Raw genomic sequence first — 14,904 nt, forward strand, 5'->3', positions numbered from 1 at the left:
GGTGATCAGCCCCGCACGTCCACGGTGACGGCGGCGCGCACCCGTGCTTCGAGGGCGTCGAGCTCCCGCGGTGTCGCGGCGTCGACGACGAAGGTGACGGAGCGGTCGTCGGAGCTGTTCAGCGGGGCGAGCCGGGCGCCCCGGTGCTGGAGGACGAGGACGGCGCGCAGGGTGGGCGGGTCGTCCGGGGAGCCGGCCTCGATGTCGGGCCAGACCCCGGTGTCGGCGATCCAGGCGGGGTCCACGCCGGGCCAGTCGACGGTGACGTCGGTGAGGACGCCCTCGGTGTGCGGCAGGTAGACCTGGCGGGTGTGGCGGCGCGGCGGCGGGTAGGCGGCGGGCTCGCCGAGCGCGATCCGGGTGATCACCGGCTCCATCGCCTCCCCGGTGGCGAGCTGGTAGAGGGCGAGCACGCCGTCGCCGGGGGCGCGGGCGGCGACCTCCATGAGGTAGACGCGGCCGTCCTCGGTGACGCGCCATTCGGAGTGGGTGATGCCGTCGCCGAAGCTCAGCCGGGTGAGCATCTCGGCGTTGGCGGCGAGGAGTTTGTCGTCCACTTCCTCGCGCTCGTTCGGCACGCAGTGGGCCAGCTCGACGAAGCGGCTGGTGGAGGACTCGGTGGTCTCCTTGCGGGTGACCGAGGCGAAGACGGTACGGCCGCCCTGGACCAGGCTCTCCACGGAGTACTCCTGGCCGCTGATCCGCTCCTCGACGAGCACCGTCTCGTGCTCGGGGTAGGAGGCGAGGCAGTCGCGCAGTTCGTCCCAGGTGTTCACCGCCACGACGCCATCGCTGGAGTGGCGTCCGGCGGGCTTCACCACGGCGGGGAAGCGGACCTGGCCGGCGGTGAGCGTGCCGTGCTCCCCGGCGGGCAGGGTCATCGAGGCGGGCGCCCATTCGTGCAGGTACCAGCGCTGGAGGTACTTGCTGCGGCAGATCCGGCCCGCGTTGGCACCCGGACCGGGCAGGCCGAGGGCATCGGCGAGCAGGGCCGCGGGTTCGACGAGCACCTCGCTGACGGAGGTGACGCCGACGATGTCGTACTCCCCGCGCCAGCGGCTCGCCGCCGCGACGGACCCGGCGACGTAGGCGCCCTCGCTGTCGACGCTGCCGTCCACGAACGCCACGTCGGCGACGCCGTACGCGGGGTGCTCCGGGTCGGCCCGCGCGGCGGCGACCTCGGCGCGCCACATGCCGGGGGTGATCAGCAGGATCCGCAGGCCGCGCGCGGACAGCTCCGCCAGATAGCGGGAGTTGCGGCAGATGGCCCCGAAGCCTCCCATCAGGATGAAGGCGCTCGGGCGGCTCGAAGGTGCCATGGGACGACTCCGGAGATCTCTCGTTCGATACGCGGCGGCCTGGGGCGGTACGCGGCCTCGCGCGGTACGCCGTGACGCGTTACGCCGCCTTCGCGGAGGTGTCCGCCAGCAGGTTCAGGCGGTCCGCGGCGGCGCGGACGCCTTCCTCGTCGACCAGCATGCTGAGCACGGCGCGGACGGTGCCGGGCTTCCAGTCGCCGAGCAGCACGCCCACCTCGGCGGCGCGGTCGCAGAACTCCTCGGGGCCGAGTCCGGTGGCCGTGACGTCGACGACCACGATGTTGGTCATCGGGTCGTGGATCTCCGGCTTGAACAGCGGGTTCTCGGCGAGCAGCTTGGCCAGCAGGGCCGCGTTCTCGTGGTCCTCGGCGATCCGGTCCATGTGGTGGGTCAGCGCGTAGTCGGCGGCGGCCGCCAGATAGCCGTTCTGGTGCAGATCGCCGCCGTACCACTTGCGGAACCGCTTGGCCTTCTTGATGACGTCCGCCGGTCCGGCGAGGACGCTGCCGAAGGGTGCGCCGAGGGCCTTGGAGAAGCAGACGGAGACGGTGTCCACGGTCGAGGCGTACTCGGCCATGGAGACGCCGGTCGCGACGGCCGCGTTGGGCAGCCGGGCCCCGTCGAGATGGGTGACCATGCCCATCGCGGTGGACCTCTCGCGCAGCCGGCGCATCTCGTCCAGCGGAAGGACACAGCCGCCGTGCCAGTTGACGGTGTTCTCCAGGCAGAGCAGCGTCGGCATGGCGTAGGACGGTCCGCGTGCCCGGTCCCCGAACACGTTGTCCAGGTGCTGGGCGGTGACCAGGCCGTTCTCGGCGTTGAGGATGTTGAACACCACATGGCCGAGGTCGGCGCTCTGCGCTCCCTCGTAGACCACGATGTGGGTGGACGCGTCCACCACGACCTCGTCGCCGGGGACGGTGTGGGCGCGCAGGGCCAGCTGATTGCTGAGCGTGCCGCTGGAGGTGAAGAGCGCCGCCTCCTTGCCGAACAGGTCGGCGCAGCGCTCCTCCAGCGCACGCGTGGTCGGATCCGTCCCCCAGCAGTCGTCACCGACTTCTGCCGACATCATGTGACGGACCATCGCCTCGGTGGGCTTGGTCATGGTGTCACTTCGGAAGTCCACTGGAGCACTGGACGATCGCCGCATGGAAATTCTCTCCGACTGGGCTAGCTGGGTTTCGGATCCGACCTGAAAGGCGTCGGTCAGACGCCGACGGGCTCCGCTTCCTTGACGGTGGTGGCGTGGAGTTCGGCGAAGTAGTCACCGATCAGGTCCACGAACGTCTCCAGATCCGCGTACGCCTGCTCCGCCGACCCGAACGACTCCACCGCACGCGAGACCGTACGGAACATCAACTCGTCATGGTCATGCGACTCGTCGAAGTCCAGATGCGACTGCGTACCCCGCACGAACTCCGCACCGAACTCCTTCCCGGCCGCATCCGTGATCACCTGGTTGTACCGGTCCGAATACCACTCCACGAACCAGTCCCACACCGTCGTCGGCGCCGGACCACGAGAATCCGCCGCCAGCCGCAGATAACCCATCAGCTTCGCCGTCGACGAAAAGACGGGAATCGCGTTCACGTCCTCCAGCGACACACCGAACTTCGCCAGATCACGAAGGAACATCCCCTCGTGCCCGAACTCCTCCGCCAGATACTGCGCCAGATGCGCGGCCAGCGCGTCGTCCTTCGAACCCACCTTGAACAACGCGTACGTGTCGACCTCGTTGTTCAGACGGATCCGCAGCACCGTCTCCACCACATGCCGGACGAAGTAGTCCCGCTCGATCCACTCACCCGCGTGCAGCTCCCGCATCCGCGGCACCCGAGCGAACTGACGCTCCATCAACTCCACCGCCAGCGACTCCAGCCGCTCACGGTCCAACGCCACACCAGACACACAAACCTCCAGCATCACCGGCAACCAACACCCCCCACCCTGACCGACCCCACCACCCCACCCACAGAGCCAAACCCACACCCATGGCCCCGAATTGGCTTCGGGCATCCTCCTGTTGACATGCCGCACCCGCCGAGCGTTACATGTGCCCCGGGTTGATCTCCGTTCACCTCGGTTTCTCCTGAAATCCAGGCGCGCCCGGTCCCGCATTCCCAGTGGAGCGTTCTCATGTCGCCCGAATTCACTTCCGTCATTCCCGAGTTGCGGTCCAGAGGACTGCTTCCGGACGTTTACGACACGGTATTCATGAGCGGTTCTCTGGTGCGTGGCTGGGGGAATGCGACCAGCGATCTCGATGTCCATGTGGTGGCCCCGGAGGCTTGGCAGAGCTCCATCGACGAGGCCGAGCACGTGGCGTTGGAGCCGAATACGCTGCCCTTCGAGGAGACGTTTGTCGAAGGCCGTCGCTGGGACGTCGAATACTGGACGACCGGCCAGGTCGAACAGGTTCTCGCGAAGGTATCCGAGGCGGAGTTCGCCGACGACAAGGGCGCCTGGCGCACCCTCAGCCACCATGAGATCGCCCTGCTGGAGCGGCTCTCCTTCGCGGCGCCGGCGGACGACGGGGCGTGGCTGGGGGCGACCCGGGAGCGGCTCGCGGCCTCGGCGCACCGCTCGGTGCTGGTGTCCCTGTGTCTGCGGCACGCGGACGGTTCCGTCGAGGACGCGGCCGGGCAGCTCCAGGCGGGCGACGCCGACAGCGCGGTGCTCTCCGCGCGCCGTGCCTTCCACTTCGCGGTGGACGGACTCCAGGCGAGCCTCGGCCAGTTCGGCAGCCTGTGGCCCAAGTGGCGGTCCCGGCGGATGCGGCTGGTCGACACCCCGGTGCTGCCCTACGAGCGGTACTGGGAGCTGGAGACCATGCGCACCTTCGATCCGGAGGCGCCCGAGGTGTGGGTGCGCGAGGTCATCGCCGTCTGCCAGCGGATCTCGATGGAGGTGTCCGTCTGATGGCGCCCCTCACCGTGACCCCCGCGTCCGTGGCCTCGCTGCCGCTGAACGTCCGGATGCGCAACCACCGCGGCACCATGTTCGCCGCCGGTTACGAGCACACCGTCGAGCTGAGCGAGTCCGCCGTCTTCGTCTGGCGGCACATCGACGGGGCCCGCACGGTCGCCGAACTGGGCGCGCTGCTGGCCGCCGAGTACGCCATCGACGAGGAGTCCGCCACCGAGGACGTGTGCGAACTGTTCACCCAGCTCACCGCGCACGGGGTGCTGGACATCGCCTGACCGGCGACAGGAGGTTGCAGGTGCCCATACCCCACGACACCCCGACCGATCACGGCCTTCGCTTCGCCCTGTTCGGCCCGCTGACCGTCACCCGGGACGGCCGGACGATCACCATCCCGCAGACCAAGCACCGGGTCGTGCTGGCGGCGCTGCTGCTGCGCGCGGACCGGCTGGTCACCGTCGAGGACCTCACCACGCATCTGTGGGACGACGCTCCCCCGGTCACCGCCCGCAAGACCCTCCAGGGCTATGTCGCCCGGCTGCGCAAGAAGCTGGGGCACGAGGTCCTGGTCAGCCACCCGGCCGGATACCGGATCGCGGCCCGGCCCGACCAGCTGGACCTCGGCCGCTTCGCGTCCCTGGCCGCCGAGGCCGACCGCACGCAGGACGCCGACGCACGGGCGCGGCTGCTGCGGGCCGCGCTCGACACGGCCGCCGGACCGCCGCTCGCCGACCTCCCGCAGGAGTGCTTCCGGCACGGCGAACGGGCCGAACTGGCCGAGCGGCTGGTGCACACGGTCGAGCGGTGGGCGGACGCCGAGATGGCGCTCGGCCGGTACGGCGAGGTGCTGCCGAGGCTGCGCGCGCTGACCGCCGACCATCCCTTCCGCGAGACCCTGTGGAGCCGCCGGATGCTGGCGCTGTACGGCGCCGGACGGCAGGCCGACGCGCTCTCGGCGTACCAGCAGGCGCGCCGGGTCCTGCGGGACGAGCTGGGGGTGGAGCCCGGCGAGGAGCTGCGGCGACTGCACCAGCGGATCCTCTCCGGTGACGTGCCCGGGGCGCGGCGGCCCGCGGCCGAGGCCGTCGCGGTGCCCTCGACGCTGCCCCCGGCGGTGGCCGAGTTCGCCCGGCCGGACATCGAGGCGGACGCGGCCCGTGCCCTGCTCGTCGGCACCGGTGGTGCGGGGCCCGGCATCGTGGCGCTGCACGGCGCCGTCGGCACCGGCAAGACGACCCTCGCCGTCCGGGTCGCGCACGAGGTCGCCGGGCACTTCCCCGACGGCCGGCTCTTCGCGGAACTGCGGGACGGACGGGCGCCGCGCTCCCCCTCGGAGGTGCTCGGGGCGCTGCTGCGGGTGCTCGGGGTGGAGCCGGAGGGGATTCCCGCGGGGCCGGCGGAACGGGTCGCGCTGTACCGGAGCCTGCTGGCGGGCAAGCGGGTGCTGGTCGTCCTGGACGACGCCGAGAGCGAGACCCAGGTACGTCCGCTGCTGCCGCCGTCGGCGGGGAGCGCGGCCCTGGTCACCGGTATCGCCCCGCCCGCCGCGCTGGACGGTGCCCGGCATCTGCGGGTCGGCGTGCTGACGGACGGTCAGTCCCTGGACATCCTCGGCCGGATGATCGGGCACGAGCGGGTGCGGGCGGAACCGGAGGCGGCGGGCGAGCTGATCGACCTGTGCTGCCGGCTGCCGCTGGCCGTGCGCATCGCCGGGGCGAAGCTGCTGGCCCGGCCGCACTGGCGGCTCGCCCAGCTCGCCGCGCGGCTCGACTCACCGCGCCGCCTGGACGAACTGACCGCCGGCGACCTGTCCGTGCGCGACAGTCTCGGCATCGGCTACGACGGTCTCGGCGCCCCGGCGCGCCGCGCCTTCCGGCTGCTGAGCCTGCTGCGCACGGGGTCCTTCCCGGCCGAGGTGGCCGCCGCCGCGCTCGGCGTCACGCGGGGCGAGGCGGAGGAGCTGCTGGACGAGATCGTCCACCGCCAGCTCCTCGGCACCGGCCTCAGCCACCGGGGCCGGCTCCGCTACACCTACGACGGCCTGGTGCGGGCCTACGCCCAGGAGCTGGCCGCGCTGACCGACCCCGCCACCGAACGCACCCGAACCGTGCGCCGCGCCCTCGCCGCCTGGTACGCGCGGCCCATTCCGGCCGTACCCGAGCGGGCGCCGCTGAGCGCCTGACCGGACGGCGACAGCACGGCGAGGCGGGCCGGGGCGGCACTTGAGCGGACCTCGGACGGCATTTGAGCGCGTCCCCGACCGAGTCCGAGCCACCCCCGAAGACCACATGAGTCACCCCCGAAGACCACCCGAGCCGCCCCCCAAGACCATCCGAGTCGGCCCCGAGACCACCGAGTCGGCCCCGGCCCGGCCCCGAAGCGCGCCCCGGCCACCCCGCGTCGCGCTCAGAGAGGAACCCCATGATCGAGCGGTACGCCCGGCCGGAGATGGCCGCGTTGTGGACCGAGGAGGCGAAGTACGCCTCCTGGGCCGAGGTGGAGGTGCTGGCCAGCACGGCGCAGGCGGAGCTCGGGGTCGTGCCCGAGGCCGACCTGGACGTCATCCGGGCCGCGCCGGTGCCGACCGTGGCGCGGATCCGGGAGCTGGAGCTGACCCGGGACCACGAGATCCTCGCCTTCCTCGCCGCGTACACCGAGGCGATGCCGCAGGACTCGGCGCGCTGGGTGCACCACGGCATGACCAGCTACGACCTGGTCGACACCGCCCTCGGCCACACCCTGGCCCGCTCCTGCGACCTGCTGCTGACGGCGGCCGGTGAACTGCTGCGGGTGCTGGTGGAGCGGGCGGAGGAACACTGGGACACCCCCTGTATCGCCCGCACCCACGGCATCCACGCCGAGCCCACCTCCTTCGGCCAGAAGCTCGCCGGGCACGCCTTCGCCGTCCACCGGTCGGTCGGGCGGCTCACGGCAGCCCGGGAGGCGGTGGCCGTCGGCACGATCTCCGGTCCGGTGGGCACGTACGCGCATATCTCCCCGTACGTCGAGGAGTTCGTGTGCGCACGGCTCGGGCTCGGGGTGGAGCCGGTGCCGACGCAGGTGGTCGCGCGGGACCGGCACGCCCAACTGCTCGCCGCGCTGGCCGCGCTGGGGTCGGTGGTGGAGCACTTCGCCCTGGAGATGCGGCTGTTGCAGCGCACCGAGGTGGCCGAGGTGGAGGAGGCGCGGACCAGCGCCTACCAGGGGTCGAGCGCGATGCCGCACAAGCGGAACCCGACGTCCAGCGAGCGGCTGTGCGGTCTGGCGCGGATCCTGCGGGCCAACGCGGGCGCGGCCTACGAGAACGTCGCGCTGTGGCACGAGCGGGATCTCGCGCACTCGTCCGTGGAGCGGGTCATCCTGCCCGACAGCCTGATCGCCGCGCACTACCAGGTGACCGCCGCCGCCGAACTGGCCCGTGGGCTGCGGGTGTCGGCGGACCGGATGCGGTCCAACATCGACGCCACCCGCGGTCTGGTCTACAGCTCCGCGGTCTATCTGGACCTGGTCGAGTCCGGCGCCGACCGGGAGGCCGCCTACCGCCTGGTGCAGCGCGCCGCCACCGAGGCCTGGCAGAGCGGCCGGCCACTCGCCGACACCCTGCGCGCCCACGACGTCCCGGTCACCGAGGGGCAGTTGGCGCCGGAGCGGTTCCTGGGCAACCGCAGCCATCTCAAGTCCCGTCTGGAAACCATCCGTAAGGAGCTGCACCCTCATGTGGATCTGTGAGCGCGTCACCGGCGCCGACCTCGACGTCGACGAAGTGACGGCCCTGTACGAGGCGTCCACGCTGGGCGAGCGGCGCCCCATCGCGGACCGGGAGCGCTTCGCGCGGATGCTGCGCGGCGCCAACCTGGTGGTCACCGCCCGGCTCGACGGGAAGCTGATCGGCATCGCCCGCTCGCTGACCGACGGCGCCTATGCCACGTATCTCAGCGATATCGCGGTGGACGTGGCCCATCAGAAGCAGGGGGTGGGCCGGGACCTGATCCGGGCCACCCGGCAGGCGGCGCCGCAGGCGAAGCTGATCCTGCTGTCCGCGCCCGCGGCGGTCGACTACTACCCGCGCGTGGGCTTCGCCCAGCACCCCTCGGCCTGGACGCTGGACGCGGCGTCCGAGCTCGGTTGAGCAGCGCCGCGATGCAGCTGAAGACGGAGGGGTTCCCGGCGCTGGTGGTGGCGGCGGCCCGGCGCGCCCGGGACGCCGTGCTGGTCGCCGACGCGGTCGGCATAGCGGTCACGCTGGACGGCAAGGTCCCCGAGGAGGTCGGCCGCAAGGCGATCAGCCTGCCGGAGCAGATCCTGCTCGACTCCGCGGTGTGCAGCGGGGCGGCCCTGGACCCGTCCGCGGCCGAGGGCGATCTGCTGGTGCTGTCGGAGACGGGACGGCTGCGCGTCCTGCCCGGCCGCCGCCCGGCACCGGCGGTGCCCGGTCATGTGCTCGGCGCGGTGAAGTGGCCGGGGCAGGAAGGGGCGGTGACCCGGCTGCGGGAGCTGGCCGAGGAGGTGCAGCGCCGCCAGTACGGCGACATCGCCCGCTGGCTGGCGGGGCGGCCCCGCGCCGAGGTCGTGGCCCGGCTGGACGCCATCACGCACGCGCTGGTGCACATGGCGCCGGTGCGGCTGTACGTCGGCGACCGGACCTTCGGCAATCTCGCCGACCCGGCCAATCTGCCGGGCCGTTCCCTCGCGGCCGGCGCCGAGGAGTCGGTACTGACCCGGCTCGCGGCGACCGAGGTCACCGCGTGGGCGCCGGAGGAGGCCACCTTCGTGGTCTGCATGGACGCCCTGATCAGCTCCGGGACACCGGTGCGCGCCGAGGAGTTCAACGGCGCCCAGCTCGACCCCGAGGCGCTGGCGGAGTTCCTGCTGGAGCGGGCCGCCGCCTACGGGACACCGCCGCCGGAGCGCGGGGCGCTGGGCACCGCCGAGTGGCTGGAGCTGCTGGCCGGGGTGTGCGCCCGCGGCCGGGCGGCGGTGGTGGACGGCGGGGCGACGCTGTACCGGCGGATCAACGGGGTGACGCTGCACAAGCGCGAGCTCATCATGGACGCGCCGATCGGCTGGGCGGACGTGCCGGGTCCGGTGGTGGAGCTGCTGGGCCGGTACGCGGACACCGCGCTGACCCACGACACCGACCGGGACACCGCGACGCGGGCGGTGGCGGGCATCCCGGCGGCGCTGCTCGGGCGCCCCGCGCCGCACGGCTTCTCCTCGGCGTACGAGGCGTTCCTGCACGAGCTGTTCACCGCGCTCGCCGAGGCCCTGGACTGTGATGTCGTCATGGGCCGCGGCCCGCGCCGGCTGGACGGCCTCGGCCTGGAGACGGCCACGCGGGACTGCTACTGCGCCGTGGCGCCGAGCCGCCGCTTCGACGAGGCGTTCGGCGCGGACCGGGCGGGGCTGTCCCGCGCGCTGTCGGCGTACAGCGCCCGGATGCGTTACAACACCTGGCACTACCTGCCGCACACCATGTCCTGGACGGACCGGCGGCCCGGCCGGGACGACTGGTACTTCGCGCCGGTGATGCCCGACATCACCAACTGGTCGGACCGGCACCACACCGGCCATGTCGCCTTCGGGGTGCGGCACGCGCTGCGCGTTCCGCTCGGCATCGAGCTGGCCGGCGCCTACCGGCCGGGCCTGTACGACCTGCGGCTGCTGCGCACCGCTGACCCGGAGTTCGAGCTCGCCGACCTGCGGGCGGCCGTCGCGGTGGGCCGGGAGCTGGAGACCCTGCACCAGGCGGCGGCCGGGACCGGCCTGTCCGTCCGGGACTTCGACAACACCTGGTACCGGACCTTCCATGGCTGACCCGCGCCTCGCGTCGATCGCCGAGGTCCGCGCCCACTACGCCGACGGGAGCCTGTCCCCGAAGGAGTACGTCTCGGCCGTACTGGACGCCGTCGAGCGCACCGACCCGGTGCTGCGGGCGTTCCTCACGGTCGCGGCCGAGCGGGCGCTGGAGGAGGCGGCGGCCGCGGAGGCGAGCCTGGTCCGGGGCGGCCGGGCGGCGCTGGCACGACGGCCGCTGCTGGGCATGCCGGTGTCGGTGAAGGACCTGACGCGCACCGAGGGGATCAGGACGACCCGGGGCGCGGCCGGGGGGCATGCGGTGCCCGGCGAGGACGCGCCCGCCGTGGCCCGGCTGCGCGCGGCGGGCGCGATCGTCATCGGCAAGACCAGTACCCCGGAGGGCGGTTGGTGCGGTGCCGGGGTCAACGCGTTGCGCGGACCGGTCCGCAACCCCTGGGACACCGCGCTCACCAGCGGCGGTTCGAGCTCCGGGGCGGCCGCGGCGGTGGCCACGGGGCTCGGGGTCGCCGCGACCGGCACCGACGGCGCCGGTTCGGTCCGGATCCCGGCCGCGTTCTGCGGGGTCGTCGGCTTCAAGCCGACCCGCGGGCTGGTCCCGTACGTCCCGGCGAGCTCCGAGGGGCTGTCCCATCTGGGCCCGCTGACCCGCACCGTCGAGGACGCGGCCCTGCTGGTCCGGGTGATGTCCGGCTACGACGCCCGCGACCCGTTCTCGGTGCCCGCGCCGCCCCCGCCCGCACCCGCGCCCGAGCGGCTGCGGATCGGCTGGGTGCGGTCCCTCGGGCTGCCCGAGCCGCACCCGGAGGTCGAGGGGCTGGCCCGGAGCGCGGTCGAGGAGCTGGCCGCGGCGGGCCACCGGGTCGAGGAGATCGCCGCGCCGTTCGAGGACCCGTACCCCCTGCTGGAGGTGCTGCTGGCGAGCGCCGAGGCGGCCGGGCGCACCTCCGTCCCGTCCGATCCGGGGCTCGCGGAGGTCGTCGAGTTCGGCCGGAGTCTGTCCGCCGCCGAACTGGCCGAGGCGTACGCCGGGCGGGACCGGCTGTGGGCCGAGGCGCACCGGCTGATGGACCGTTACGACCTGTTGGCGCTGCCCACCGTCCCCGTCCTGCCGTTCGCCGCCGGTCTCGCGGCACCACAACCGCCGGTGCGCAAGGGGCGGCTGCCCTGGCTGGCGTGGACGCCGGGGACGTACCCCTTCAACCTGACCGGCCAGCCCGCGATCTCGGTGCCCGCCGGACGGACCGCGGCCGGACTGCCCGTCGGCCTTCAGCTGGTCGGCGCCCGGCACCGGGACGACCTGGTGCTCTCGGCGGCCGAGGAGCTTCAGCGGCGGCGCCCGTGGCGGCACTGGTACGCGGAACTACAGCGGAAAGAGTACGCATGATGCACAGCACCCCCGAGGTGACGGAGCGGCTGGCCGGGACCGATACGGGCAGCGTCGGCTTCGTCGGGCGGCACGGCCTGTGGACCGACGAACAGCACGCCAGGGCCGCCGAGTTGGAGCCGCTGCTGGCGGAACTGGAGTTCGTCCGGGTCGGGTTCGGCGATCCGCACGGGCTGTTCCGGTCCAAGACGCTGACGGTCGAGGCGTTCCGCACCGCGCTGCGCAACGGCATGGACTTCAGTCCGGGGCCGTTCGTCTTCGACACCGGGCACGCGGTGGCCGTCGACATCTTCGCGCCCGGCGGCGGCATCGGCGTGCCCGAGCTGAGCGGCGCCGGTGACTTCCTGGTCGTACCGGATCCGCTGACCTTCCGGGAGCTGCCGTACACCGAGGCGCGGACCGGGTGGGTGGTGGCGGACGAGTATCTGCGGGACGGGCGGCCGCATCCGCTGTCCAGCCGGGCGGTGCTGCGGCGGACCCTGGACCGGGCGGCGGCGGACGGCTGGACCTTCGTGGTCGGGCTCGAGGTGGAGTGGTATCTGACCCGGTCGGCCGGTGAGCGGCGGCCGGGGCGGATCGGCGGGTTCGGGGTGCAGGGTGCCGCGCCCGAGGTGGAACCGGTCGACGACGGCTATCAGTTCAACCATGACGGGCTCACCGACGCCCTGATGCCGGTCCTCACTCCGCTGACCCGGGCGCTGCGCGCGCTCGGCCTGCCGCTGCGCAGCGTGGAGCACGAGTCGGGGCCGGGGCAGGTGGAGTTCACCTTCAGCCCGATGGAGGGGCTCGCGGCGGCCGACGCGATGCTGCTGCTGCGCACGGTGACCAAGCAGATCTGTGCCCGCGCCGGGTACCACGCCTCCTTCATGGCGCTGCCGGGCCTGGACGGGTTCGACCCGAGCGGCTGGCATCTGCACCAGTCGCTGTTCCGCGCCGAAGGCTCCGGCGGAACCGGCGGCAACGCCTTCATGGCCGCGGACGGCGCCGGCCCGCTGTCGCGGACCGGTCTCGCCTACGTCGGCGGGCTGCTGGAGCACGCGCGGGACGTCTCCGCCCTGTGCGTCCCCACCGTCAACGGCTACCGGCGTCTCGCCGAGCGGCACACCCTCTCGCCCGACCGGATCGTGTGGAGCCCGGAGAACCGGGGCGCGATGGTGCGGGTGCTGGGCGCGCCGGGCGAGCCCTCCACCCATGTGGAGAACCGGATCGGCGAACCCTGCGCCAACCCCTACCTCTATCTCGCCGCGCAGCTCGCCGCGGGCCTCGACGGGATCGAGCGGGGTCTGCGCCCCGGCGCCCCGGCCACCGATCCGCACGCGCCCGCCGACTCGGCGCTGCCCGCCGATCTGGAGGAGGCCGTGCGGGCGCTCGAGGGCAGTGCGCTGTGCCGGGAGCTGCTGGGCGCCCCGTTGACGGAGTGCCTGGTGCGGCTCAAGCGGAGCGAGCACACCCGGTTCACCGACTGGCTGGCCAAGGCGGGTCCGGTGGAGCCGGGGGTGGCCACCGACTGGGAGCACCGTGAGTACTTCGGCGCCTTCTGAGATCTGTCTCGTCGGCGCCGGGCCGCGCGGTCTGTCGGTGCTGGAGCGCCTGGTGGCGAACGCCCCGCTGCTGCTGCCGCCCGGCGCCCGGCTCCGGGTGCACGTGGTGGACCCGGACCCGGGGTGCGGCCGGGTCTGGCGGCCGGAGCAGTCGCCGTATCTGCTGATGAACACGGTCGCCTCCCAGGTGACCCTGTTCACCGACGCCAGCGTGTCCATGGCGGGTCCGGTCGTGCCGGGGCCATCGCTGTACGAGTGGGCCCGGGGCGGCGCCGAGGAGCTGGGGCCGGACGCCTATCCGACGCGGGCGCTGTACGGGCGCTATCTGCGCTGGGTGCTCCAGGAGCTGCTGGAGCGGTGTCCCGAGGGGCTGGAGATCGTGCTGCACCGCCACCGGGCGGTACGCCTGGAGGAGGGGCAGGCCGTCCACCTCGACGACGGGCGGGTACTGCGGGCACTGACCGCGGTGGTGCTGGCGCAGGGCCATCTGCCGGTCGAACCGAGCGCCCAGGACCGGGAGTTCGCCTCCTTCGCCGAGCGGCACGGGGCCGTCCATGTGCCCCCGGGCAACCCCGCCGACCTCGGCCTCGGGGCGCTCGCGCCGGGTGAGCCGGTGCTGCTGCGCGGGCTGGGGCTGGCCTTCTTCGATCATCTGGCGCTGCTCACGGAGGGCCGCGGCGGACGGTTCGAGCGCAAGGGCGGCGGGCTGGTCTACCACCGCTCAGGCGCCGAGCCCCGGATCGTCGCGGGCTCCCGGCGCGGGGTGCCCTACTCCGCGCGCGGCGAGAACCAGAAGGGCCCCTCCGGGCGGTACGAGCCCGTCGTGCTGACTCCCGCGGTGATCCGGGAGTTGCGGGAGCGGGGCGGGCTCGGGTTCCGGGACGAGGTGTGGCCGCTGGTCTCCCAGGAGGTGGAGACGGCGTACTACACGACGCTGCTGGAGAGCTGGGGCGAACCGGAGGCGGCCGGGCGGCTGCGGGCGGTGAGTGCGCGGGGGCCCTGGACGGCCGCCGGGCGGGACCGGCTGCTGGACGCGTCGGGCGTGGCCGCGGCGCACCGGTGGGACTGGGACGCGGTGGCCCGGCCGTGCGGTCAGCGCACGTTCCGGGGGCCGAGCGAGTTCACCGGCTGGCTGCTGGACCATCTGCGCGCCGATGTCGCCAAGGCGCGGGCCGGGAATGTGCGCGGCCCCGAGAAGGCCGCCCTGGACGTGCTGCGCGATCTGCGCAACGAGGTCCGGCAGGTGGTCGACCACGGGCTGCTGGCGGCCGACTCGCACCGGGCCGAACTGGCGGGCTGGTACACGCCGTTGAACGCCCATCTCTCGATCGGGCCGCCCGCCGGCCGCATCGAGGAGGCCGTCGCGCTGATCGAGGCCGGGGTGCTGACCGTGCTGGGCCCGGAGCTGACCGTACGGCCCGACCCGGCGACCGGACTCTTCACCGCGCGCTCCCCCAGGGTCGCCGGCTCCGCGGTGAGCGCGCGGGTCCTGGTCGAGGCGCGACTGCCCGAGCCGGATCTCACCCGCACCGCCGACCCCTTGCTGTCGGGCCTCCTGGCGAGCGGCGGCTGCCGGACCTACTCCGTGGGCGACTTCGAGACCGGCGGACTCGCCGTCACCGAGCGCCCGTACCACGTCGTCGACCGCGACGGCGTCCCGCATCCGCGCCGCTTCGCCTTCGGCGTGCCGACCGAGGGCGCCCACTGGGCCACCGCGGCCGGTGTCCGCCCCGGCGTCGACTCCGTGATCCTCGGCGACTCCGACGCCCTCGCCCGCACCGTGCTCACCCTCCCGAACAGGAACAGCTGATGGACCCCGCCCACCGCTCCGCGAAGCCGACCACGGGCGCCCGCAGTGGGCCTGGCCCCGTACCCCTCAGCCACTCCGACACGCGCGCCCGCACCGTGCTCACCCTCCCGA

12 protein-coding genes are annotated in these 14,904 nt (G+C 73.3%); 9 read left to right on the forward strand and 3 right to left on the reverse strand.

All coding sequences use genetic code 11. The features are described 5' to 3' along the window. Positions 1-5: 5 nt before the first annotated feature. The 3 genes from STRCI_RS14975 to STRCI_RS14985 all read right to left on the reverse strand — a co-directional run bounded on the left by STRCI_RS14975 (position 6) and on the right by STRCI_RS14985 (position 3,218). On the reverse strand, positions 6-1,319 hold the full coding sequence (locus STRCI_RS14975; RefSeq protein ID WP_269659437.1) for an ATP-grasp domain-containing protein: 1,314 nt from the start codon (positions 1,317-1,319) through the stop codon (positions 6-8). Between the two features lie 79 nt (positions 1,320-1,398). Beyond that, positions 1,399-2,469: a threonine aldolase family protein gene (locus tag STRCI_RS14980; protein ID WP_269659438.1), complete on the reverse strand. Its 1,071-nt coding sequence runs from the start codon at positions 2,467-2,469 to the stop codon at positions 1,399-1,401. Between the two features lie 56 nt (positions 2,470-2,525). Next, entirely contained in the window at positions 2,526-3,218 is a 693-nt protein-coding gene (locus tag STRCI_RS14985; RefSeq protein WP_269659439.1) for an iron-containing redox enzyme family protein, read from the reverse strand. 315 nt (positions 3,219-3,533) lie between these two features. On the opposite strand from STRCI_RS14985, the gene STRCI_RS14990 reads away from it, so the two are divergent. The 9 genes from STRCI_RS14990 to STRCI_RS15030 all read left to right on the forward strand — a co-directional run bounded on the left by STRCI_RS14990 (position 3,534) and on the right by STRCI_RS15030 (position 14,793). Further along, complete coding sequence (locus STRCI_RS14990) at positions 3,534-4,238, forward strand: hypothetical protein (RefSeq protein ID WP_269659440.1); 705 nt, start codon at positions 3,534-3,536, stop codon at positions 4,236-4,238. After that, positions 4,238-4,519 carry a PqqD family protein gene (locus tag STRCI_RS14995; RefSeq protein ID WP_269659441.1) on the forward strand — a complete coding sequence of 94 codons (282 nt, stop codon included), beginning with the start codon at positions 4,238-4,240 and terminating at the stop codon, positions 4,517-4,519. Before STRCI_RS14990 ends, STRCI_RS14995 begins: the two co-directional genes overlap by 1 nt. A 20-nt stretch (positions 4,520-4,539) precedes the next feature. Beyond that, complete coding sequence (locus STRCI_RS15000) at positions 4,540-6,423, forward strand: AfsR/SARP family transcriptional regulator (RefSeq protein ID WP_269659442.1); 1,884 nt, start codon at positions 4,540-4,542, stop codon at positions 6,421-6,423. A 239-nt stretch (positions 6,424-6,662) separates the two neighbouring features. Continuing rightward, a complete protein-coding gene (purB, locus tag STRCI_RS15005; protein ID WP_269659443.1) occupies positions 6,663-7,970 on the forward strand; it encodes an adenylosuccinate lyase in 1,308 nt (435 codons plus the stop codon). Further along, positions 7,957-8,370 carry a GNAT family N-acetyltransferase gene (locus STRCI_RS15010; protein ID WP_269659444.1) on the forward strand — a complete coding sequence of 138 codons (414 nt, stop codon included), beginning with the start codon at positions 7,957-7,959 and terminating at the stop codon, positions 8,368-8,370. The genes purB and STRCI_RS15010 overlap by 14 nt, the downstream gene beginning before the upstream one ends. Positions 8,371-8,381: 11 nt before the next feature. Continuing rightward, entirely contained in the window at positions 8,382-10,055 is a 1,674-nt protein-coding gene (locus STRCI_RS15015) for a hypothetical protein (RefSeq protein WP_269659445.1), read from the forward strand. Next, positions 10,048-11,442: an amidase family protein gene (locus tag STRCI_RS15020; protein WP_269659446.1), complete on the forward strand. Its 1,395-nt coding sequence runs from the start codon at positions 10,048-10,050 to the stop codon at positions 11,440-11,442. Before STRCI_RS15015 ends, STRCI_RS15020 begins: the two co-directional genes overlap by 8 nt. Beyond that, positions 11,439-12,983 carry a glutamine synthetase family protein gene (locus tag STRCI_RS15025; RefSeq protein WP_269659447.1) on the forward strand — a complete coding sequence of 515 codons (1,545 nt, stop codon included), beginning with the start codon at positions 11,439-11,441 and terminating at the stop codon, positions 12,981-12,983. The genes STRCI_RS15020 and STRCI_RS15025 overlap by 4 nt, the downstream gene beginning before the upstream one ends. Beyond that, complete coding sequence (locus tag STRCI_RS15030) at positions 12,961-14,793, forward strand: FAD/NAD(P)-binding protein (protein ID WP_269659448.1); 1,833 nt, start codon at positions 12,961-12,963, stop codon at positions 14,791-14,793. The genes STRCI_RS15025 and STRCI_RS15030 overlap by 23 nt, the downstream gene beginning before the upstream one ends. The last annotated feature ends 111 nt before the right edge of the window (positions 14,794-14,904 follow it).

Origin of the sequence: Streptomyces cinnabarinus (assembly GCF_027270315.1) — a bacterium.
Taxonomy (GTDB): Bacteria; Actinomycetota; Actinomycetes; order Streptomycetales; family Streptomycetaceae; genus Streptomyces; species Streptomyces cinnabarinus.

Excerpts from the sequence above, each read along its gene's own strand:
- STRCI_RS14975 (WP_269659437.1), bottom strand. The coding sequence starts at position 1,319 with ATGGCACCTTCGAGCCGCCCGAGCGCCTTCATCCTGATGGGAGGCTTC.
- STRCI_RS15015 (WP_269659445.1), top strand. The coding sequence starts at position 8,382 with ATGCAGCTGAAGACGGAGGGGTTCCCGGCGCTGGTGGTGGCGGCGGCC.
- STRCI_RS14980 (WP_269659438.1), bottom strand. The coding sequence starts at position 2,469 with ATGCGGCGATCGTCCAGTGCTCCAGTGGACTTCCGAAGTGACACCATG.
- STRCI_RS15025 (WP_269659447.1), top strand. The coding sequence starts at position 11,439 with ATGATGCACAGCACCCCCGAGGTGACGGAGCGGCTGGCCGGGACCGAT.
- STRCI_RS14995 (WP_269659441.1), top strand. The coding sequence starts at position 4,238 with ATGGCGCCCCTCACCGTGACCCCCGCGTCCGTGGCCTCGCTGCCGCTG.
- STRCI_RS14990 (WP_269659440.1), top strand. The coding sequence starts at position 3,534 with ATGAGCGGTTCTCTGGTGCGTGGCTGGGGGAATGCGACCAGCGATCTC.
- STRCI_RS15010 (WP_269659444.1), top strand. The coding sequence starts at position 7,957 with ATGTGGATCTGTGAGCGCGTCACCGGCGCCGACCTCGACGTCGACGAA.
- purB (WP_269659443.1), top strand. The coding sequence starts at position 6,663 with ATGATCGAGCGGTACGCCCGGCCGGAGATGGCCGCGTTGTGGACCGAG.
- STRCI_RS15020 (WP_269659446.1), top strand. The coding sequence starts at position 10,048 with ATGGCTGACCCGCGCCTCGCGTCGATCGCCGAGGTCCGCGCCCACTAC.